The sequence below is a fragment of the Youngiibacter multivorans genome (assembly GCF_017873395.1).
In the GTDB taxonomy this organism is placed as follows: domain Bacteria; phylum Bacillota; class Clostridia; order Clostridiales; family Clostridiaceae; genus Youngiibacter; species Youngiibacter multivorans.
Genome location: NZ_JAGGKC010000001.1, coordinates 58536 through 79475 on the forward strand (window position 1 = coordinate 58536; position 20940 = coordinate 79475).

The window sequence follows — 20940 nt, forward strand, 5'->3', positions numbered from 1 at the left end:
CCTCAGGCTGCTTCAATGCAAGAACATATTATAAGGGTTACCTTAGCTCATAGCATGAGATTCAGAAGAAGTAGCCTTTTTTGCCATTTTTCTTCAAGATGAGACAGTATTTTCTCATCAAGCACTTCTACCTTGCTAAAGGTTGTAAGGAAAGCAACATCTTTGACCATGAAGGACATGACAAGGTCGGAAACCCTGATGATGAGTTCCTCGCTGATTTTTCCGCGTATGTTCATTTCCTTCAGGTAGCCCTCAAGAAATTCTCTGAGCTGAGGGAAGGATAGGTAATTAAAGCCCTTGATTTCACTGAATTGTATCGCATTCGAAATATAGATTCTAGTTATGTGGATGTTGTCAAAGTAAAACCTATAGAAGCTTTCGACTATGACCTTCAGGTCGGATTCAAGGTTTTCGAATGAAAGCTTGTGGAAGATGCTGTTATAGCTTAAATCCGCTTTGCGGCCATATTTGTCAAGCACGTTAATATACAGGTCGTGCTTCGTCTTGAACATCCTGAAAATGGTTGCTTCACTTACATTTGCAGCTTTGGCGATCTCAAAGGTGCTGGTTTCGTTGAAGCCTTGTCTCGAGAAAAGGAGAAGCGCGGCTTCTTCAATCTGATCTTGCAGTGACCTTCTCATTACTTCACCTCCCGTATACGTGTCAGATCCAGGAAGTATCCAGTAGTTTCTTCTACCATATCATCCAGCCTTGAGCTGAACCCGTCCTGGTCTCTGCTTGTCAGGAGTTCAAAGGTCTTGTTGAACACGTAGCTTGAAATGAAGTCGACCAGCACATCAGATTCAGCTTCCGCCATAATACCCCTGCTCATGGCTCCTGTAAGATAGTGGCTGAACAGCTCGTTCTGGTCGGAAAGAGCCATTGAGATGTCCTCAAGAACACTTTCCTTGACAAGAGATCTTTTTATGAGAAGCCTGAATGAAGGTATCAGCTCAAGGTCAACATCGAACATTGTCTTTACCATTCTTTTCAAATCGTCATGCAGATTGCCGGTGTATTCAAAAATATTGAATTCAATGCCGATTGCCTTGTTGGCGAAATGCTCTATGGATGCATGGAAGAGCTTTTCTTTGGATTTGAAGTTCCGAAACAGTGTGCTCTCATTTATCTCGGCAGCCTTTGCAATATCTGCCGTTGCTGTGCCCTTGTAGCCTTTTTCCATGAACATGGGATATGCAGTTTCGATAAGCCTTGTCCAATTGTCACTCATATAATAACACCTTTCCGCTTTTTGATCGGTTCACCTATAATATACCATATTTGCGAGCAGACTCCACACTATGGCAAGCGACAGAAAACATTTCTGCACGTAATCGCTATCATTTATTTTTCAGCCATATTGACAACGTTTAACAGCAGAGCTAATATTGAAGTGACCACTTGCATAATTGAAGTATAAAACATGCAATCAAATAAGTAAATACATGCGCAAGATAAGGAGTGATATTTTTGCAAATCAAAGGAATGATACGCAGCAATGTCTATTATGACTCTGTGTCACTGATGCAGATTTCAAGGGCGGTTGAAGAGCATCCAGGAGTCAGGAGCGCCATGGTAGGCATGGGAACGGACATGAACAAGGAGCTTCTGCAGACAGCCGGTCTGCTTTTCGATGATGCCAGGGCAGCAAAGCCAAGTGACCTTATAATAGCTTTTGTTGCTGATGAAGGCACCAGTGAAGAGGAGGTGCTCGCTCTAGTTGAAAGGAAGCTGAATGAGAAGGCCAAGGACGAGAAGAAGGAGGATGCTCCACCATCGTCGCTTGGATCAGCCTTGAAGAGGTATCCTGATATAAACATCTCGCTGATATCCCTGCCCGGGACATATGCAGCTCAGGAGGCCAGAAAAGCGCTGAACAAGGGGATCCATGTCATGCTCTTTTCTGACAATATTTCAGTAGATGAGGAAATTTCACTAAAGAAGCTTGCCCACGAAAAGGGTCTGCTGATGATGGGTCCTGACTGCGGTACTGCAATCATCAATGGCATGGGACTATGCTTCGCAAACAAGGTAAGGGCAGGCGGAATAGGAATAGTCGGGGCGTCCGGAACAGGAACTCAGGAGGTAAGTGTACTGATTGACCATATGGGTGGCGGAGTATCACAGGTACTTGGCACAGGTGGAAGAGACCTTAGCCTGGAGGTTGGAGGCACAATGATGCTTGATTGCATAGATGCCCTTGACAAGGATCCATCCACTAAGGCAATAGTGCTCATTTCTAAGCCTCCTGTAGAATCAGTTGCCGCGAGGATACTTGAAAGGGCGGGAAGCTGCAGCAAAGATGTGGTCGTGTGCTTTATCAACAGCCCTGAAAAAGATGATGATGGAAGACTGCACTTTGCATCAACTTTAGAGGAGGCAGCCAGAAAAGCAGTTGTCCTCACAGAGGGACATGCAGTATCCCTGGTTGATGAATGGAACATGGACGAACTCCGCGGATTGTCAGAAAGGCTCTCAGCAAAAGGACAGAAATATGTCAGGGGCCTCTATTGTGGAGGGACGCTGTGCGATGAAACTGCAGCTATTTTCGGAAAGGTGCTGCCGGATGATGTATACAGCAATGTTGGGAAGGTCAAGCAGCTGCCAGATCCTTCGGTCAGCATCGCCCATAGCTTTGTAGACCTCGGTGATGACAAGTTCACTGTAGGCCGACCTCATCCGATGATAGACCCTGACCTGCGGAACAAGCGGATTGTGACCGAAGCCCTTGACCCGGAGACTGCAGTGGTATTATTCGATGTTGAGCTTGGCTACGGGTCACACAGGGACCCGGCAGGGGAAGCAGCCAGGGCTATTGCAAAAGCAAAGTCCGCTCTTAAGGAATCCGGACGTGAGGTGCTGTTTGTCGCATATGTGCTTGGTACAAAGGATGACCTTCAGGGATATGAGAAGCAGGTCAGTCTGCTCAAGGAACAAGGGGCAGTCGTCGCAAGCAGCAATGCAAGGGCAGCGAGACTTTCGCTTGAATTGACAGGAGGTACCAGATAGATGGGTGCGATAAATGAACTTTTTTCAAAAGAACTTAAGCCTGTGAACCTGGGCATGGACATGTTCAGGGAGGATCTTGAAGCACAGGGGACTGCTGCAGTGCAGGTGAAGTGGAATCCACCGGCTGGGGGAGACAACAGGCTCATGGAAGCGCTTATAAAAATTGGAGATAGCGATGTTGTAGACAGGGCAAATGACAAGACCATAGAGATCATGATGAGCTCGAAGCTCGTACTGACAGGAGTATCCAGGGCGATAGACGTTGTTCCCGGTATGACAGAAAAAACGATACTGCATGCAGGACCTCCGATAAGATATGAGGATATGCCTGGTCCGATGAAAGGAGCCGTCATAGGAGCTCTGATATATGAAGGGCTTGCGGATGGACCTGAAGCGGCGGCAGAGCTCGCAGTGTCAGGAGAGATAACCTACTCCCCATGCCATGACCACCAGATGGTCGGGGCAATGACCGGAGTAACCTCAGCACATATGCTGGTCCATGTGGTCAAAAATGAGACTTACGGCAACTATGCATTCTCAACAGTCCATGAAGGGTCAGGATATACAGTCCAGAGGTACGGGTCATGGGATGAAGGGGTAATAAGAAGACTGAAGTGGCTGGACAGCGAATTCAGACCGGTGCTGAACGATGCTCTTGTGAGGGCAGGAGGTATTGATGCCGGAGCAACCATATCGCAGGCACTGCATATGTCTGACGAATGCCATAACAGGAATAAGGCATCGAGCGTGCTTTTCTACAAGCAGATACTTCCGCATCTCCTAAGGTCAGATTATGACAAGGAGACAATACTCAGGGTATCCGAGTTCATCAACGGCAACGAGCATTACCATCTTAGCATTACAATGGCAGCGAGCAAGGCTCAGCTGGATGCTGCGACAGGTGTTGAAAACAGCACTATCGTTACGGCTCTTGCAAGAAATGGAAAAGACTTCGGTATAAAGGTAAGCGGAATGGGAAAGGACAAGTGGTTCACGGGACCGGCACAGCTGGTCGACGGACTGTTCTTCCCAGGATTCAGTCAGGCGGACTCAACTCCTGACATGGGGGATTCGGCAATTTCTGAAACTGCCGGCCTTGGAGGATTCTCGCTTGGCAATGCCCCGGCAATAGTACAGTTCGTTGGAGGTACTGTTTCGGATGCTATGGCCTATGTAAAGAAAATGTACGAGATAACCTGGAGCGAGAACCGGAACTATACGATACCCTTCCTGAATTTCAGGGGAACTCCGGCGGGGGTTGACATAAGGAAGGTCATAGAGACGGGAATACTTCCCATAATAACAACTGGTATAGCCCACAAGGAAAGGGGTAGAGGCCAGATAGGAGCAGGAATAGCAAATCCTCCTATGGAATGCTTTGAGAAGGCGATCCTGGAGTTTGCGGAGAAATTTGACTCATAGCCAATACTGAAATGGTAATCAGCTGCCGGAAATACCGGCAGCTAATATAAAAAAAGGAGTAAAGAAATGACAAAGTCAAAGGGTAAGATCAAGCTAAGCACATGGATGATAATTGCCTCGGCTCTGGGAATAATATGCGGACTGCTCTTCGGAAAGACCATGGGGAACATCAAGTTCCTGGGTGACATTTTCCTTAGGCTCATGCAGATGTCGGTCGTCTTCCTTGTCATGGGAGCCATAACAGAAGCTATAGGAAGCCTAGACATGCATGATATCGGCAAGCTCGGTGGAAAGACAATCGCACTATTTGTAGCCTCCACTCTCTTCGCTTCATTCGTAGGAGTCATACTTTCATTAATCATCAGACCGGGTGTTGGAGTTACCGGAGTTGAAGGTGCAGCATTCACGGGTACTCTTCCTGAAGGCAACCCGCTTAACCTTCTTGTAAACTTCTTCCCGAAGAATATTGTAGAGTCGATGGCAACAGGAAGCATACTTCAGATAATAGTATTTTCAATTTTCCTTGGCCTTGCACTGTCTATGCTTAAGGGAAATTCAAGCGCCCAGGCAGTGTTCGGATTCGTCAAGGATTTCAACGTCATAATAATGCAGATAGTAAAGATAGTCATGAATTTTGCTCCTATAGGAATATTCGCCCTGGTAGCTGCGCTTACAGGAACCTCAGGAATAAACATGCTCATGGCTCTCGGAAAATTCCTTATCGCCCTTACTGTCGGATGCATTGCAGTTCTCCTTCTCATGGTAGGAATCGTATCGGCATACGGAAGGCTCAATCCGTTAAGGCTTATAAAGAAACTCAACAATACGATAATAGTAGCGATAACCACCACTTCATCAGCAGTTTCACTTCCGGTGCAGATGGAGGATTCAGAACTCAGGATTGGTGTAAGCAGAAGGGTTTCAAGACTGGTAAATCCTCTTGGAATGAACCTTAACAGCCATGGACTGGCTATAACCGTTGCAGTGGCATGCATAACTGTTGCCCAGTTCTTCGGAATCGAAATGAACTTCACAAACTACATAATGATTGGCGTCATGTCCACACTTGCCACATTTGCCAATCTTGCAGTACCTGGCGGTGCCCTCGTAACCATGGCAATAGGATTCTCTATGACAGGCCTTCCTCTTGAAGGTGTTGCGATAATGGCTGGGGTAGACTGGTTCGCAGGTATAATCAGGACACTTCTCAACGTGGTTGATGATGTTCTTATTGCGGTAATCGTCGCCATAAGCGAAAATGAACTGGACAGGGACATTTTCAACTCAGACGAGTCTCCGAAAGCAGAGACTGCAGCCTGACAAAGGATAAAGTGCTGAGGGTATGACGGCACTAATCCAGGATTTGTCCGGGAGGTGTGGTATTGAAAAAAATCAGTTTCAGCATACAGATATTGATAGCATCTGCGCTTGGTATACTTGCTGGCATGATATTTGGCGAAGGCATGGGCAATGTGAGCTTCCTCGGAACAATATTCCTGAGGCTCATCCAGATGTCAGTGGTTTTGCTAGTAATGTCAGCCATAATTGAATCCGTGGGCTCAATCGAGCCCGCGGACCTTGGCAAGATCGGAATCAAGGCGCTTGTGCTGTTTGTCGTGACTACAGTTATCAGTGCGGTGATGGGCGTTTTCATGGTAAACATAATAAAGCCTGGTGTCGGCATCACCGGAGTACTTCCAGGCAAATATGAGGGGCAGATATTCAGTATCAGCATACCTCAGCTGATTACAGAATTCTTCCCTAAGAACGTCATGCAGTCAATGGTTGAGGGAAACATGGTTCAGGTTATCGTGTTTTCAATTTTCTTCGGACTGGCCATATCACTTACAAGACATAGCGAGGGTTCAAAAAGGGTATATGCTCTCGTAGTGGATTTCGGAAAGGTGATAATGGAAATAATAAAAATAGTAATGAGGTTTGCACCGATTGGGGTTTTTGCCCTTCTGGGCAGCATTACCGGAACGATTGGCATAGGGGTCATCGTTCCGCTTGTGAAGTTCCTTGCAGCGACTTTCATCACCTGCCTTGCAGTGCTTGTTTTCAATCTGGGCATCGTATCGGCGTATGCGAGGGTAAATCCGATAAAGGTACTTTATAAGCTTAAGAATACGATAATCGTGTCAATAGCGACAACATCTTCAGCAATTTCACTTCCTGTACAAATGGAGGACTGTGAGAAGAAGCTAGGTATTAGTCCGAGGATATCAAGGCTTGTAAATTCTCTTGCAATGTCCTTGAACAGTGACGGCCTTGCGGTGACTATAGCAATATCGTGCCTTATGATCGCGCAATTTTACGGTATAGAGCTTAATCTTCAGCAGCAGATAGTACTGGTCGCAGTTTCGACGCTGTCCACTCTTGGTAACCTTCTGGTCCCAGGAGGAGCATTGGTTGCAGTGTCGATAGCACTTAACATGACCGGACTGCCGCTTGAAGGAATAGCACTTATAGCCGGAGTGGACTGGTTTGCGGGTATTGCCAGGACCTTCCTAAATGTCGTTGATGACGTGTTATGCACATTCTTCATTGCAGTAAGTGAGAAGGAATTTGACAGGGATATATTTGACAGAAACACATAAAATCATATGGGAGGCTAATTTTTTGGGAAAGAGGATAGTTGTTGCTCTGGGGGGCAACGCACTCGGAAACAGCGTAAGTGAACAGCTGGCTCAGGTATCAGAGGCTGCGGTTTCGATTGCGAACCTGGTAGAAACTGGGAATGACCTTGTGATAACCCATGGGAACGGGCCGCAGGTCGGGATGATACATAAGGGGCTGAACCACTCATATTCTGAAGGGGTCATAGGAACAGAAATGCCTTTCGCAGAGTGCTCTGCACTAAGCGGAGGATACATAGGATATCATATCCAGAATGCACTGATAAATGAATTCAAGAGAAGAGGCATAGAAAAACAGGTAGCGACGGTCATAACCCAGGTGGTTGTGGATCCTCAGGATCCGGCATTTTTGAATCCATCCAAGCCAATAGGAGAATTCGTATCTTTAAATGAAGCTGAAAGGATCTCAGAAGCGAAGGGATATGTCTTCGTGGAGGATTCAGGCAGAGGCTACAGAAGGGTCGTGCCTTCGCCGCTTCCGATTGACATCGTTGAGATTGAAGCTATCAGGAAGCTTTCTAATGAAGGCATGGTTGTAATTGCGTGTGGCGGCGGTGGCATTCCTGTAATCACAGAAGGCAGTGGCTACAAAGGGGTTGATGCGGTCATAGACAAGGATGCGACCTCGAATCTTCTGGCTGAGATGCTTGACGCAAACGTACTTATGGTACTGACAGCTGTTGACAATGTTGCCATAAACTTCAATAAGCCTGATATGGAGAAGCTTCAGAGGGTATCTAGGACAGACCTTGAGAAATATGTGAATGAAGGTCATTTCGCCAAAGGCTCCATGCTTCCGAAGGTGCTGGCTGCAATAAGCTTTGTCAGGAACAGGCTTGGCAGGGAGGCAGTGATAACTTCACTTGAAAACTCAGCACATGCCATTGCAGAAGGAAATGGGACCATAGTCTATGAGGCAGCAGTTTAGCTGGTGCATGCTGACAATAATGAAGTAATATTTGAAGTATTGGAAGGACCTGTGGTGATGACCACAGGTCCTTCCTGTCAGTTCATTTATGCTTTTTGAGAAGGGTTCCCCAGGATACTTTGTCTTTTCCGAATTTGTCCCGTATGTCATCTATAGCCTTCTGGATCTTTTCCTCTTTGTCGTCAGCTGGAAATGATTCATCAGCAAGCGTCGAGAAAAGGTCCAGCTGGATTTCAGACTGGACTTCAAATCCAGACAGGCTGATGCCAAGCAGACGGACTGGTTTTCGAATATCCCAATTTTTTTCAAGCAATTCGCAGCCAAAGGCGAAGATCCTCTTGGAAATGTCAGTGGAGGGTACCGTCATCTGCCTTGTAATGGTAGTGAAGTTGCTGTATTTTATTGTGATTTGGACTGTATGCCCGCTTTTGCCGTTTTTTCTTGCTGTTGCAGATATTTCATCAGAGAGCCGCATCAGAATTTGTTTTGCCTTATCGATATCAGTGATGTCCTCTGATAGGGTTACCGACTTACCGATTGACTTCATATCCTCATGATGCCTGGGAGTTACAGGATCACAGTCAATGCCGTTTGCATGGTCATGCATAGCCCTGCCGGCTTTTCCGAATTTCCTTAAGAGAGCTGCTTCATCTGCTGAGGCAAGGTCTCCAATGGTCCTGATACCAATCTCTAAAAGCTGCTCTTCAGTCTTTTTTCCGATGCCGTACATTTCCCTTACAGGAAGAGGCCAAAGCCGTGACTTATAGTCGTTGCCCTGGAGCCTTGTTATTCCGAGGGGCTTCTTGAGCTCGGAAGCCATTTTTGACAGGAACTTATTTTCTGCTATCCCAATGGAACACCATAATCCAAGGGTTTCCCTGATATCATTCATGATGAGGCCTGCAGCGTGGATTGGATCACCAAAGTGCACTTCCATTCCGGTCATGTCCAGCCAAGCTTCATCTATGCTGTTCTGCTCCACTGCAGGTGAGTAATGTGAGAGAATTTCCATGACCTTGTCTGACATTTCGCTGTAGAACCTGTGGTCTGGAGGAACAACAACGAGGTCAGGGCAAAGCCTCAGGGCCTGGCTAAGAGGCATTGCAGTCTTTACTCCGCAAGCTCTTGCATCATAGTTGGCTGCAAGGATTATGCCGGTTCTCTTCTTCGGATCTCCGGCAACAGCTGAAGGCTTCCCTTTGAGGTTTTCGTTTCTGGTCATCTCGCAGGTGACGAAAAAGGCGTTCATGTCTACAAGGAAAATCACTTTACTTTCAGGTGCCAATTCCATCCCTCCTCGAAATCTTTATCTTCTCTTGGATTCTATCATCTTCTAAGAATTTTCAAAATATGGAAAATCTAAAATTTATTTTTATGATAACGATTCAAGTGTGAAAAAATAATTTTAAACTGTTGAACTTGATCAAAGCTTTTGTTAATATATTAACGTTGCGAATGGTATTTGTTATTTGGAGGGAAAAAAATCAATGAAAAGAATGCTCAAGACAATATTGGTTTGCCTGGCATTGGTTACTATGGTAGCTGGAACTGCAGCATGCGGAACCAAGAAAGCTGAAGGCAAGTTCAATCCTGGAACATACGAAGGCACTGCAAAGGGCCATGGCGGAGATGTTAAGGCGAAGGTTACTGTTACAGCAGACAAAATAACTGAAATTGTGATAGATGCACCAAATGAGACCGAAGGTATAGGTTCAGGTGCTGCGAAGGTTGTTATTGAAAACATCATGAGCGGTCAGAATCTTGCAGTCGATACAGTAAGCGGAGCTACGGTTTCCAGTACTGCAATGATTGCTGCCATTACTGCGGCACTTGAAAAGGCCGGTGCTGATATAGATGCACTCAAGAAGGCGACTTCTACCGCTACTGTAGCGAAGCAGGAAGACCTTTCTACCGATATAGTCATAATCGGAGCAGGCGGAGCCGGAATGTCAGCAGCAGTTGAAGCTGCAACTGCAGGCAAGAAGGTAATAATAGTAGAGAAAATGCCGATTGTAGGCGGAAACACTACAAGGGCAACTGGCGGAATGAATGCGGCTGAAACTTCAATACAGGCTGCAGCGGGAATCACAGACACGAAGGAAACCTTCTACAACGACACAATGAAGGGCGGAAAGGAAAAGAACGATCCTGCGCTTCTTCAGACAATGGTAGACAATGCTGCGACTGCAGTTGACTGGATAAACGAGCTCGGAGGAGACCTCAAGAGGGTAACCCTCTCAGGAGGAGCTACTAATCCGAGAATCCACACACCTGTTGACGGTTCAGCAGTAGGACCGGTTGTAGTCAAGGTTCTCTCAGCGAAGCTTGAAGCACTAAAGGTAGAGATAATGCTCAATACCGAGGCTACAAAGATCATTACCAAGGATGGAGCGGCAGTTGGTATCGAAGCAAAGGATGAAAATGGAAATCCTTTCAAGATCGAGGCAAAGGCAGTAATCATAGCTACAGGCGGATTCGGAGCCAACAGTGAAATGGTAGAGGGCTTCAGGCCTGACCTTGTTGGATTCTCCACAACCAATCACAAGGGAGCAACAGGAGATGGAATCGTCATGGCTCAGGCGGTTGGAGCTGACCTTACCGATATCGGTGAGATTCAGATACATCCTACTACTGATCCTGGAACAGGCTACATGTTCACTGAAGGACTCAGGGGCGATGGTGCCATACTTATAAATGCTGAGGGAAAGAGATTCACAGATGAGCTTCTCACAAGGGATGTTGTATCTGCTAACATACTCAAGCAGACTGATGGAATCGCATACCTAATAACAAATGAAGAGATGAGAGCGGAGAATGCTTCACTTGCAGGATATGTCAAGAAGGGATACGCTGTTGAGGCTGCAACCCTTGCTGACCTTGCAAAGGAGCTTGGAATGGATGCGGATGTCCTTGTGAAGACCATGGCTACATACGCTGAGGCTGTCAAATCAGGAAAGGATGCAGAGTTCAACAGAACTCACCTGACAAAGTCTCTCGAAGCGGGACCATACTTTGCACTTAAGGTAACACCTGGAATCCACCACACTATGGGCGGACTTAAGATCGATACAACAACTCATGTAATAGGCACAGATGGAAAGGCAATTGCCGGACTGTATGCTGCTGGTGAGGTTGTCGGAGGAGTTCATGGAGCAAACAGGATAGGCGGCAATGCCGTAACGGACATAATAGTATTTGGTAAAATCGCAGGAAAGATAGCTGCAGAAGAAATGAAATAATCAATTGGACCGGCTTAAGACGTGAGGTTATCTCATCGCTTTAGCCGGTCCATTTCATTTGAAATTACGGTTCTCGATTTCTGTGACAAGGTCATATGTGTACTGACGCTTTCCGCCTTCAAATTCAGCGGTGAGCCAGGTCTCCGCGATCAGCGCTGCCAGCTCAGTGCCAAGCACCCTGCCGCCAAGGGCAAGAACATTCGTATTGTTGTGGCTTCTTGACATTTTTGCGGTATATGGATCTGAACAGACTACGCATCTTATACCCTTGAACTTGTTTGCGGCAATCGACATTCCGACTCCTGTTCCACAAATAAGTATTCCCCGGTCTGTTTCGCCTTTTGTTACAGAATTTGCGACCTTCTCGGCTATCGGTGCTGAGTAGCAGTGGGCCGGACCGTTTGTACCGTAGTCAATTACCTCTATTCCAAGCCTTGATAGGAGCTTCAGGATGGTTTCCTTCAGCGAGAGTCCGGCATGGTCGTTTCCGAGTGCAATTTTCATGCTTTTTCATCCCCCATATCAGGTATCACCTTAATCTGGTCGCCAGGATGAACTGTTCCACCTCTTATCACCTTGCTGTAAGCACCATGAAGATGCATTCCGCAGTTCCCTTCCCTTTTGAAAACCGGGCATTCGGGATGACATTCCTTTCCAGACTTCGTTATTTCAATTATTGCGTCACCGATCGCCAGTCTTGTTCCACATGATGTCGAGGGGTAATCAATACCTCTTGTAAGGAGATTTTCGGCAAACCTTACGGTGCAGAAGCCATCCTTTCTTTCTTCATACCGGTACAGCCTTGAAGATTCGTCGAACAGGCTGATTTCTCTTTCTGCCTTTCCTCCGAATACATCACCTTCAATTCCGAAGCCTTCAACTAATACAGCTTCATCTGCGGCTTCTGCAGGAATGCCTCGCACCCTCTTTATCCTTAATTCTACCAGCTCCACTTTGTGCATGCCTCCTTAGCTCCATTTTTCTTGAGTATATCATCATTATGGTAAAGGTGCACAATAGCATTTCATAAATTGAGATTTTGGCAGGTATTTACTAAATATTTTTAAGACTAACTAAAATCAAAGAAGGAAATATTTGCGTGTTTGATTGCTGAATCCTAAAAATAATTTAGATATCCAGAAAAATAATGAGAATATTACACTAAAACGCACCTGTAAACGTTTAACTTAGTTAATTGATTAACGTGATAACGTTGACATGTGAAAATAGCTAAAGTATAATTTGAATCGTACTTAGGAAAGCATATGCGACCCTGTCTTAAGAACTTATACACATATCCCGCACGATCAAAGTCATGGGAAAAAGCGTCTGTAAAGAAAACGTTTACGGGGCTTACCTGACTTGGACAAAACCAAGGGCATTTATTTGTCTAATTAGAGTTGGATTAAAAAAATATCGGATTAGGAGTGTTAAAAATGGGTCAAGTCCATATTTTACCTGTCATCATACTGGTTGTCTACATGACCATGATGTTCTCCATCGGTTACCTTACCAATAAGTTCTTCATTAAGACCAGCACAGACTATATGCTTGCCGGAAGAAGAATGGGAGTGCTTATGATAGCGAGCTCTCTTTCAGCTAACAACATCGGCGGAGGAAGCACGACCGGAGTTGCTGCAAAGGCTTTTGCCGGATGGGGAATGAGCGCAGCATGGTACGTCCTGGCTGCTGCAATAGCGATGATACCTCTTGCATTCTTTGCTCCAAAGATAAGGAAGACAATGGCAGTCACGATCCCAGAGGTTGTTAACCGAAGATTCGGTGATGCAGCAGGAACCTTTACAGCTATTTTGAATGTACTTTCACTGTTTTTCCTGACATCTTCACAGATACTTGCTGCAGCTACGGTCATAAGCGCCATAACTGGCATACCTCTCAATGTAGCGATACTTATTAGCGGAATCATAATAATTGCTTACACAAGCCTTGGTGGAATGTTCGCGGATGCGCTTGCAGACGTAGTACAGTTCTTCATCATATTCTTCGGACTTCTCATAGCTCTTCCTTTCATTATTGAAGGAGCAGGCGGATGGGAAGCTGTATCCAGTATGCTTCCACCTGTAGAGCTGAATTTCTTCAAGATAGGACTTCCGACAATACTCGGACTCATATTCAATTACTTCTGCACATTCCTGTCAGGACCTGAGATGGTAAGCCGTTTCGCATCCGCACAGGATGAGAAGACTGCCCAGAAGGCAGCTGTGCTTTCAGCGGTAATGATGGCAATGCTTGCCTTCATTCCAACACTGATCGGACTGATAGCTCTTGCAGAAAATCCTGGCCTCGATGGAGGCAAGGGAACATCAGCGCTCATGTATGCGACAACGAACTATGCACCGAGCTTCGTAACAGGCCTTGTTTCAGCTGCGATAGTCGCAGCAACGACTTCAAGCGCCGATTCGAACCTGCTTTGTGCTTCGACAATACTCGTAAAGGACATCTATCAGCGCTACTTCAATCCAGATGTTGAAGACAGAAGGCTGATTACAATAACAAGACTCAGCAATGCGGTGATTTGTATGGTGTCTATGGGAATAGCACTATTCAAGATAAACCTGATAACCCTGAACCTGTTTGCATTCGCACTCAGGACTGCAGGACCTTTCGCGGCATATGCTCTGGGAATGGTAGTGCCTAAGGCGACCAAGAATTCAGGTATAGTATCGATAGTAGTAGGATCTATAGCGGTAGTATCATGGCAGCTGCTCGGAGGACCATTCAAGATACTTCCAATAGTATTCGGAAGCTTCTGTGGTGTAGTTACATTCTTCCTCGTAACTAACATAGAACTTAAGATGGGCAAGCCTTCAGCACCTTCAGCATTCCTTGAATAGGGAATAAAAAAGTAATCCTCAAAACAAATACCATACCGGGATGGCGAAATTGCTGTCCCGGTATAATATTTTGCAGACAAAACACAGAAATTTTCTCTTGGTCTATTTACAAATTATAATAATTATTAAATAATAAATAATATCAACTAAATGAATAAGGGGAGAAAAGAATGAAGAAATTTGTATGTACCATATGTGGCTATATTCACGAAGGTGACATGCCTCCAGAACAGTGTCCGATATGCAAGGCACCCGCAGGCAAGTTCATCGAGCAGTCAGGAGATCTGTCATTTGCTGACGAGCACGTGATTGGAGTTGCACAGGGAGTTGATGAGAGGATAGTAGAAGGACTCAGGGCTAACTTCATGGGCGAGTGCACAGAAGTGGGAATGTACCTTGCGATGTCCAGACAGGCAGACAGGGAAGGATTCCCTGAGATAGCTGAAGCGTATAAGAGGATAGCATTTGAAGAAGCAGAGCATGCTGCAAAGTTTGCAGAGCTTCTAGGAGAAGTGGTGGCTGCAGATACCAGGAAGAACCTCCAGGTAAGGGTAGACGCTGAGCATGGAGCATGCCAGGGCAAAAAGGATCTCGCAACACTTGCAAAGCAGCTTAATCTTGATGCAATCCATGACACTGTACATGAGATGTGCAAGGATGAGGCAAGGCATGGCAAGGCCTTCAAGGGTCTGCTCGACAGGCATTTTACAAAATAGAAGATACAAACGAGGACATGGCTTGGATGCCATGTCCTCACTGCATTAGGGGACTATCATAATGGCCTGATACTTCTGGCAGTTGGGATTTTTCTTATGTGCGAAAACTGGTTCAGGATTGCAGGGAAAAGGCTAATTCTTCAATTTCTTAAACTACGAACATTGTTAAGAATAGGAATAATCAGCGTACGGAAAAATGAGGACTTTGGCATATTTAGATGGCAAAATGATTAGAAAAAGTACATCTAAACGATTACATAAAATAAATGGATAAATTGTAAAGATTACGAACAAAAAGACTTGCACGGGCTTTATCATTCGCATAAAATAAAGTCAGGGTCATATTGAAATTGCAGGTGGTGCACGGGGAGCGCTATTGAAACACAATCGAAGTTAAATATGTATCTGCACTTTTTTCAGGCATTTGTACTGACGGTATCTTAACTTATTAGGAGGGAAACATGAAAAAGATAATCAGCATGATTTCAACACTGGCACTTGTACTTTCATTCACCGCTGCCTGCGGAACCAAGACCACCCCGACAACACCAAGCGCAACCGCTGCGCCTACAACAGCGCCATCCGCTACAACTGGAGGCAAGTTCAAAGCAATCGCCAAGGGGGACATCAAGGTAGGAGTCATACATATCGGTAACCCTGCAGACGGCTCAGGCTATACCTACGCACATGACCAGGGAATAGTTGCAATGCAGAAGGAACTGGGACTTGCAGACAATCAGATTATAAGGAAGAACAACGTAAATGACACCGACCCTACAGCTACGGAAACTGCAGTACGTGAGTGCATTGAAGAGGGCGCCAACGTGATTTTCGCTACAAGCTGGGGATATATGGATACAATGGAAGCTCTTGCAAAAGAGTATCCTGAGATTATCTTCTCACATGGAACAGGCTACAAGAGCAACGGAACTAACATGAACAACTATTTCGGCAGGATCTACCAGGCAAGATATCTTTCAGGCATAGTTGCCGGAATGAAGACTGAGTCGAACCTGATCGGATTTGTTGCAGCGATGGGACAGGATAACTCAGAGGTTACTGGTGGAATCAACGCATTCGCGATGGGTGTATACTCAGTGAATCCTGATGCCAAGGTATACGTTAAGGTAACTAACAGCTGGTACTCGCCAAGCGAGGAGACAAATGCAGCGAAGGCCCTTCTTGCTGAAGGCTGCGATGTCATTGCACAGCATGTTGATACTCCAAACCCACAGCTTGAAGCTGAAAAGGCCGGAGCATTCGGAATTGGCTACAATTCAGACATGTCCAAGGATGCGCCGAAGGCTACACTTACATCTGCTGTCTGGAACTGGGGAGCATACTACACATGGGCTGTAGAGAAGCTTATCGATGGAACCTGGGAAGGTGAGAACTACTATGGCGGAATGAAGGAAGGAATGGTCGACATTTCCCCTCTTAATGAGAGCATAGTTGCACCGGGAACTAAGGAAGCTGTTGAAAAGGCAAGGGCAACAATACTTGACGGTACATTTAACGTATTTGACGGTGTTATAGAGACTAATGATGGAAAGACTGTCGGAGAAGCTGGAAAGACTCTTGATGATGGAACTATAACCGGAAAGATCAACTGGTACTTCAAGACCGTTACATTGAAATAACGAAGCAGGCAAAGTAAGGGGTGGGTCATCTCTCTGGTTTTCGGATACGAAATGAGATGGTCTGCCCCATAATTCTTTTCATCGTCAAATTACAGGACTGGCTATATATGCCAGGGGTCAGAAAGATGGGAGAAAGTATGACAAAAACAAGCGAAACTAATTATGCAATCGAACTTAAGGGAATAACCAAGACCTTCGGCAGTGTTGTCGCAAACAGCGACATCAACCTTACCGTCAAGTGCGGCGAGATACTGGCACTTCTCGGTGAGAACGGTTCTGGAAAGACAACCCTCATGAATATGCTGTCAGGGATTTACTATCCTGACAAGGGCTCGATTTCAGTTGCCGGGAAAGAGGTAACCATCAGCTCTCCAACAGATGCGATAGAGCTGGGCATCGGCATGATACACCAGCACTTCAAGCTGGTTGAGGTATTCAGCGCCATGGATAATATTGTGATTGGAACGAAGGAGAAGCACCTGAAGCGGAAGGTCCTGAAGGATAAGATAGTGGCTATCAGCGAAAGGTTCGGACTTGAGATAGATCCTGAGAACAAGGTATACAATATGTCTGTAAGTGAAAAGCAGACAGTTGAGATTATGAAGGTTCTTTATCGCGGAGCTGAAATCCTGATACTGGACGAGCCAACTGCTGTACTAACTCCTCAGGAAACCGAAAAGCTTTTTACGATCCTCAGAAGGATGAAGGAACAGGGAAGCGCCATAATCATAATAACTCACAAGCTTAATGAGGTAATGGCAATAAGCGACAGAGTGGCAATTCTTAGAAAAGGCCACCATGTGGCTACAGTCATGACCGCAGAGACCAATGAGAAGCAGCTTACAGAGCTTATGGTTGGAAGACCGGTAAGCCTTGAAATCAACAGACCGGAGACAGAGGACCGGAAGCCTATCCTGAAGGTTCTGGACTTGTCTGTAGAAAATGAACACGGCAACCTGGGGCTCAATAATGTGAGCTTCAGCTTAAGGAGCGGCGAGATACTGGGTGTTGCAGGTATAGCGGGAAGCGGCCAGAAGGAGCTTTGTGAGTCTATAGCAGGTCTTGTGGATATCAAGGAAGGGGCTGTCCTATATAACAAGAAGAATATAATCGGTATGAGTCCCGATGAGATCATAGACCTTGGCATAAGTATGAGCTTTGTTCCGGAGGACCGTCTTGGAATGGGTCTTGTCGGATCAATGGGCATGGTTGAGAACATGATGCTGAAGTCCTACAAGAAAAATCCCGGACCCTTTGTTGACAAGAAACCAGCCAGAAAGCTTGCTGAAGAGCTGATCGAGAAGCTTTGCATAGTTACACCCAATGTTGATATGCCAGTAAGAAGGATGTCCGGAGGAAATGTGCAGAAGGTGCTCCTTGGAAGAGAGATTGAATCTAAGCCGAATGTGCTTATAACTGCATATCCTGTAAGGGGTCTCGACATAAACTCCTCATACCTAATATACGACCTGCTTAATGAGCAGAAGGAGAAGGGTGTAGCAGTGCTTTTCGTAGGCGAGGACCTTGACGTACTGCTCGAACTTTCTGACAGGATCATGGTTCTTTGCCATGGTGAGCTTAAGGGCATAGTGGATGCCAAAACCACAACCAAGGAAGAGCTTGGACTTATGATGACGGGGCGCAGCCTGGAAGGAGTGGATTCAGATGAGTGAAAGGACATTGAAAGCCAGTGAGCCGTTCGTAAGGACCGTAAAAAGGGTTGAGAGATCAAAAAGCGGGATTTTCAAGCTCAGGATACTTGCGCTGGTGCTTGCCCTTGTTGCAGGCGGCCTGTTCCTGATGTTCATAGGGTTCAACCCGATAAAGCTATACTCTACAATAATTTCAGGCGCTTTCCGAAGTGAAATGGCAATACAGGCGACTATCAAGATCATGATACCACTGCTGATGGCCTCCCTCGGAGTCACTCTCGCATTCAAGATGAGGTTCTGGAATGTAGGAGCTGAGGGTCAGATTATCATGGGTGCAATATTCTCATCCTACTTTGCGCTTTTCCACAATGACTGGCCGCATCTTCTGCTGCTTGCAGTCATGTTTCTTGCGGGCTTTCTTGGCGGAGGCCTCTGGGGACTTATACCTGCTTTCTTCAAGGCGAAATTCAATACGAATGAGACGCTGTTTACACTTATGCTAAACTACATAGCTCTCCATACGATATCATTCTTAAGGGATGGTCCATGGAAGGACCCTGAATCATCGGGATTCCCCAAAATCGCCAGATTCGTTTCCAATGCACAGCTGAACAAGGTTTTTGGGGTGCAGATAGGCTGGATAATCGGACTTATCCTTGTCGTTATTGTGTTAATATACCTCAAATACACCAAGCAGGGCTATGAGATCAGCGTTGTCGGCGAAAGCCATGCTACAGCCAAGTATGCAGGCATGAACGTACAGAGGATAATTCTGAGGACCATGCTGCTCTCTGGTGGAATAGCCGGCATTACAGGCATGGTACAGTCATCAGGTTCAGACATGACTCTTGCTGCATCTGTCGCAGGAGGAGTAGGATTCACAGCAATCATAATCGCATGGCTTGCAGACCTCAATCCTGTCAGCATACTGGTCATATCGTTCCTGTTCAGTGTTTTGGAGAAGGGCTCAAGCGTAATGCAGTCTACCTATGGCCTTTCGGCTTACTCGGCTGACGTACTGCAGGGCATCATACTCTTCTTTGTACTTGGATGCGAGTTCTTCATACGCTATAAATTCATATTCCGTGGAAAAGGAGGTGGCAGATAATGAATATGTTCCTTAATTTCCTTACAGCTGCAGTATTTGCCGGTACGCCACTCCTATTCGGTACCTTAGGCGAAATCATGAATGAAAAATCAGGCCATCTTAACCTTGGTGTGGAAGGAATGATGGCAATGGGAGCCTGTGCAGGGTTCATGGCAGGCTTCCTGACGGACAGCCTTGCAATTGCAATTGCAGCAGCCTTCGCAGCAGGCTTGGCAGGAGCGCTGATATATGCAGTTCTAACCATCACCTTCATGGCAAACCAGAACGTGACTGGTCTGACTCTGACAATTTTCGGAGTAGGCATTTCGAACTTCATTGGAGAATATATGCTGACAAGCACTAAAACTACCTCCATGAAGCTTCCTGAAAATATCACGCTGCAGCTTGCTAACCTTGATATTCCAGGACTCAGCTCGATTCCGGTAGTAGGAAAGCTGCTTTTCTCCTACAACCCTTTCGTATATCTCGGCATAGTCATTGCGGTGATTTGCGGAATTTACCTCAACCAGACCAAGCTCGGACTTAACCTTAGGGCGGTAGGCGAGAATCCGGGAGCTGCAGATGCAGCCGGAATAAAGGTCACGAAGCTTAAGTACCTCAACGTACTTCTTGGAGGAGGCATCTGCGGAATCGGTGGAGCCTACTGTTCAATGGTAATAAATGGCGGAGTATGGATGAACAACAGTGTCAACGGACTTGGATGGATAGCAGTGGCACTCGTCATATTTGCAGCATGGAGCCCAAACAGGGCAATATTCGGTTCATTCATTTTCGGAGCCTTCAACATCCTGAAATATTACCTTCCGAAGGATATCATTTCAGTTCCCAATGCATTCTTTGACATGCTGCCCTTCATAATAACTGCATTAGTGCTTGTAATGACTTCAATACGCAAAGAGAAGGAAAATTCTCAGCCAGCAAGCTGCGGATCAAATTACTTCAGAGAAGAAAGATAATTTAAGTGTTCGACGAGAAAGAAGCTTGATTAGATTAGCAAATTTCATTATAGGATTTGAGCAAAGGATTTGGATCAGCTCAAGTCCTTTTTTCACAATACCTGGCAATGGCAGCTAAAGCTGTCATGAAAATTGAAATTGACAGTTTGATAATTATTTTGCAATTTTCATGTAAATATTTACATGAGTCATGGGCTCTGTTATACTCATAAAAAGCTGTAAATCAATGCAATTGGGTAGCAGATAAATCTGTTTGGCAGCTATGGAACTAATGAAAGGTGGATAATTGATGTACAGCAAAAAGTCGAAATTCTATGAGAAGATGTCAAACCGGGTTTCCACAGCAATAAGCAGCATAGAGCTGTTCATTTCTGGGCTCCTGGTTATGGCAGTAGTGATCAACTCATTCTTCTTCGTGGTTTCCATGTTCAGGGATATCACGCAGCTCAAGGAGCTTATCAATTACAGCAGTTTCCAGCATTATCTCTCGTACCTTCTGCTCCTTATAATCGCCCTTGAGCTTGCTATAATGCTTATAAGGCACAAGCCAAACAACGTGGTTGATGTCATGACACTGGCAATAGCAAGGAAGATGCTCATATACAACACTGAGGCCTACGAGCTTCTTATCGGCGTAGTGACGATAGGTCTGCTCTTTGCGATAAAGACGTACATCCTCAAGGAGTCCCCTGTTACCGGACATACTCATGATAGTGTACTGGAAGAATCGGAAAAATAATCTGGAATAAAACAACAGATTTGAACTTTTGAGACAG

Annotated in this window: 18 protein-coding genes; 13 read left to right on the forward strand and 5 right to left on the reverse strand. The window is 45.7% G+C overall.

Features of this window, described 5'->3' with window-relative positions; all coding sequences use genetic code 11:
• Positions 1-47 precede the first annotated feature (47 nt).
• Positions 48-641, reverse strand: a complete 594-nt coding sequence (locus tag J2Z34_RS00335; protein ID WP_209457847.1) for a TetR/AcrR family transcriptional regulator — start codon at positions 639-641, stop codon at positions 48-50.
• Positions 641-1231 carry a TetR/AcrR family transcriptional regulator gene (locus tag J2Z34_RS00340; protein WP_209457848.1) on the reverse strand — a complete coding sequence of 197 codons (591 nt, stop codon included), beginning with the start codon at positions 1229-1231 and terminating at the stop codon, positions 641-643. Before J2Z34_RS00340 ends, J2Z34_RS00335 begins: the two co-directional genes overlap by 1 nt.
• Positions 1232-1470: 239 nt before the next feature.
• Here J2Z34_RS00340 and fdrA point away from each other — a divergent pair, with 239 nt between their 5' ends.
• From fdrA to arcC, 5 genes are all read left to right on the forward strand, one after another.
• A complete protein-coding gene (gene fdrA, locus J2Z34_RS00345) occupies positions 1471-3009 on the forward strand; it encodes an acyl-CoA synthetase FdrA (protein ID WP_209457849.1) in 1539 nt (512 codons plus the stop codon).
• A complete protein-coding gene (locus tag J2Z34_RS00350) occupies positions 3010-4431 on the forward strand; it encodes a YlbE family protein (RefSeq protein WP_209457850.1) in 1422 nt (473 codons plus the stop codon). It abuts the gene before it with no gap.
• A 66-nt stretch (positions 4432-4497) separates the two neighbouring features.
• The gene (locus tag J2Z34_RS00355; RefSeq protein WP_209457851.1) at positions 4498-5751 is read left to right on the forward strand and encodes a dicarboxylate/amino acid:cation symporter; all 1254 of its coding nucleotides are present in this window, start codon (positions 4498-4500) and stop codon (positions 5749-5751) included.
• A gap of 62 nt (positions 5752-5813) precedes the next feature.
• Complete coding sequence (locus J2Z34_RS00360) at positions 5814-7031, forward strand: dicarboxylate/amino acid:cation symporter (protein WP_209457852.1); 1218 nt, start codon at positions 5814-5816, stop codon at positions 7029-7031.
• A gap of 22 nt (positions 7032-7053) precedes the next feature.
• A complete protein-coding gene (gene arcC / locus J2Z34_RS00365) occupies positions 7054-7998 on the forward strand; it encodes a carbamate kinase (RefSeq protein ID WP_209457853.1) in 945 nt (314 codons plus the stop codon).
• Positions 7999-8080: 82 nt separating this feature from the next.
• Here arcC and J2Z34_RS00370 read toward each other — a convergent pair whose 3' ends face one another.
• The gene (locus J2Z34_RS00370; protein ID WP_280922286.1) at positions 8081-9283 is read right to left on the reverse strand and encodes a DNA polymerase IV; all 1203 of its coding nucleotides are present in this window, start codon (positions 9281-9283) and stop codon (positions 8081-8083) included.
• A gap of 202 nt (positions 9284-9485) precedes the next feature.
• Between J2Z34_RS00370 and J2Z34_RS00375 the strand changes: the two genes are divergently transcribed.
• Entirely contained in the window at positions 9486-11237 is a 1752-nt protein-coding gene (locus tag J2Z34_RS00375) for a flavocytochrome c (RefSeq protein ID WP_245250446.1), read from the forward strand.
• Between the two features lie 54 nt (positions 11238-11291).
• On the opposite strand, the gene rpiB is transcribed toward J2Z34_RS00375, so the two are convergent.
• Positions 11292-11741, reverse strand: a complete 450-nt coding sequence (rpiB, locus tag J2Z34_RS00380; protein WP_209457855.1) for a ribose 5-phosphate isomerase B — start codon at positions 11739-11741, stop codon at positions 11292-11294.
• The gene (locus J2Z34_RS00385; protein ID WP_209457856.1) at positions 11738-12190 is read right to left on the reverse strand and encodes an MOSC domain-containing protein; all 453 of its coding nucleotides are present in this window, start codon (positions 12188-12190) and stop codon (positions 11738-11740) included. Before J2Z34_RS00385 ends, rpiB begins: the two co-directional genes overlap by 4 nt.
• A 483-nt stretch (positions 12191-12673) precedes the next feature.
• On the opposite strand from J2Z34_RS00385, the gene J2Z34_RS00390 reads away from it, so the two are divergent.
• The 7 genes from J2Z34_RS00390 (at position 12674) to J2Z34_RS00420 (ending at position 20903) form a co-directional block, all read left to right on the forward strand.
• On the forward strand, positions 12674-14092 hold the full coding sequence (locus J2Z34_RS00390) for a sodium:solute symporter family protein (protein ID WP_209457857.1): 1419 nt from the start codon (positions 12674-12676) through the stop codon (positions 14090-14092).
• 170 nt (positions 14093-14262) lie between these two features.
• Positions 14263-14808, forward strand: a complete 546-nt coding sequence (locus tag J2Z34_RS00395; protein WP_209457858.1) for an NADH peroxidase — start codon at positions 14263-14265, stop codon at positions 14806-14808.
• Between the two features lie 461 nt (positions 14809-15269).
• Positions 15270-16448, forward strand: coding sequence for a BMP family ABC transporter substrate-binding protein (locus J2Z34_RS00400; RefSeq protein ID WP_209457859.1), 1179 nt, complete (start codon positions 15270-15272; stop codon positions 16446-16448).
• Between the two features lie 137 nt (positions 16449-16585).
• On the forward strand, positions 16586-18121 hold the full coding sequence (locus tag J2Z34_RS00405; protein WP_209457860.1) for an ABC transporter ATP-binding protein: 1536 nt from the start codon (positions 16586-16588) through the stop codon (positions 18119-18121).
• A complete protein-coding gene (locus J2Z34_RS00410; RefSeq protein ID WP_209457861.1) occupies positions 18114-19208 on the forward strand; it encodes an ABC transporter permease in 1095 nt (364 codons plus the stop codon). Before J2Z34_RS00405 ends, J2Z34_RS00410 begins: the two co-directional genes overlap by 8 nt.
• Complete coding sequence (locus tag J2Z34_RS00415; protein ID WP_209457862.1) at positions 19208-20164, forward strand: ABC transporter permease; 957 nt, start codon at positions 19208-19210, stop codon at positions 20162-20164. Before J2Z34_RS00410 ends, J2Z34_RS00415 begins: the two co-directional genes overlap by 1 nt.
• 289 nt (positions 20165-20453) lie before the next feature.
• Positions 20454-20903 (forward strand): phosphate-starvation-inducible PsiE family protein, encoded by a 450-nt coding sequence (locus J2Z34_RS00420; protein WP_209457863.1) that lies wholly within the window; start codon positions 20454-20456, stop codon positions 20901-20903.
• The last annotated feature ends 37 nt before the right edge of the window (positions 20904-20940 follow it).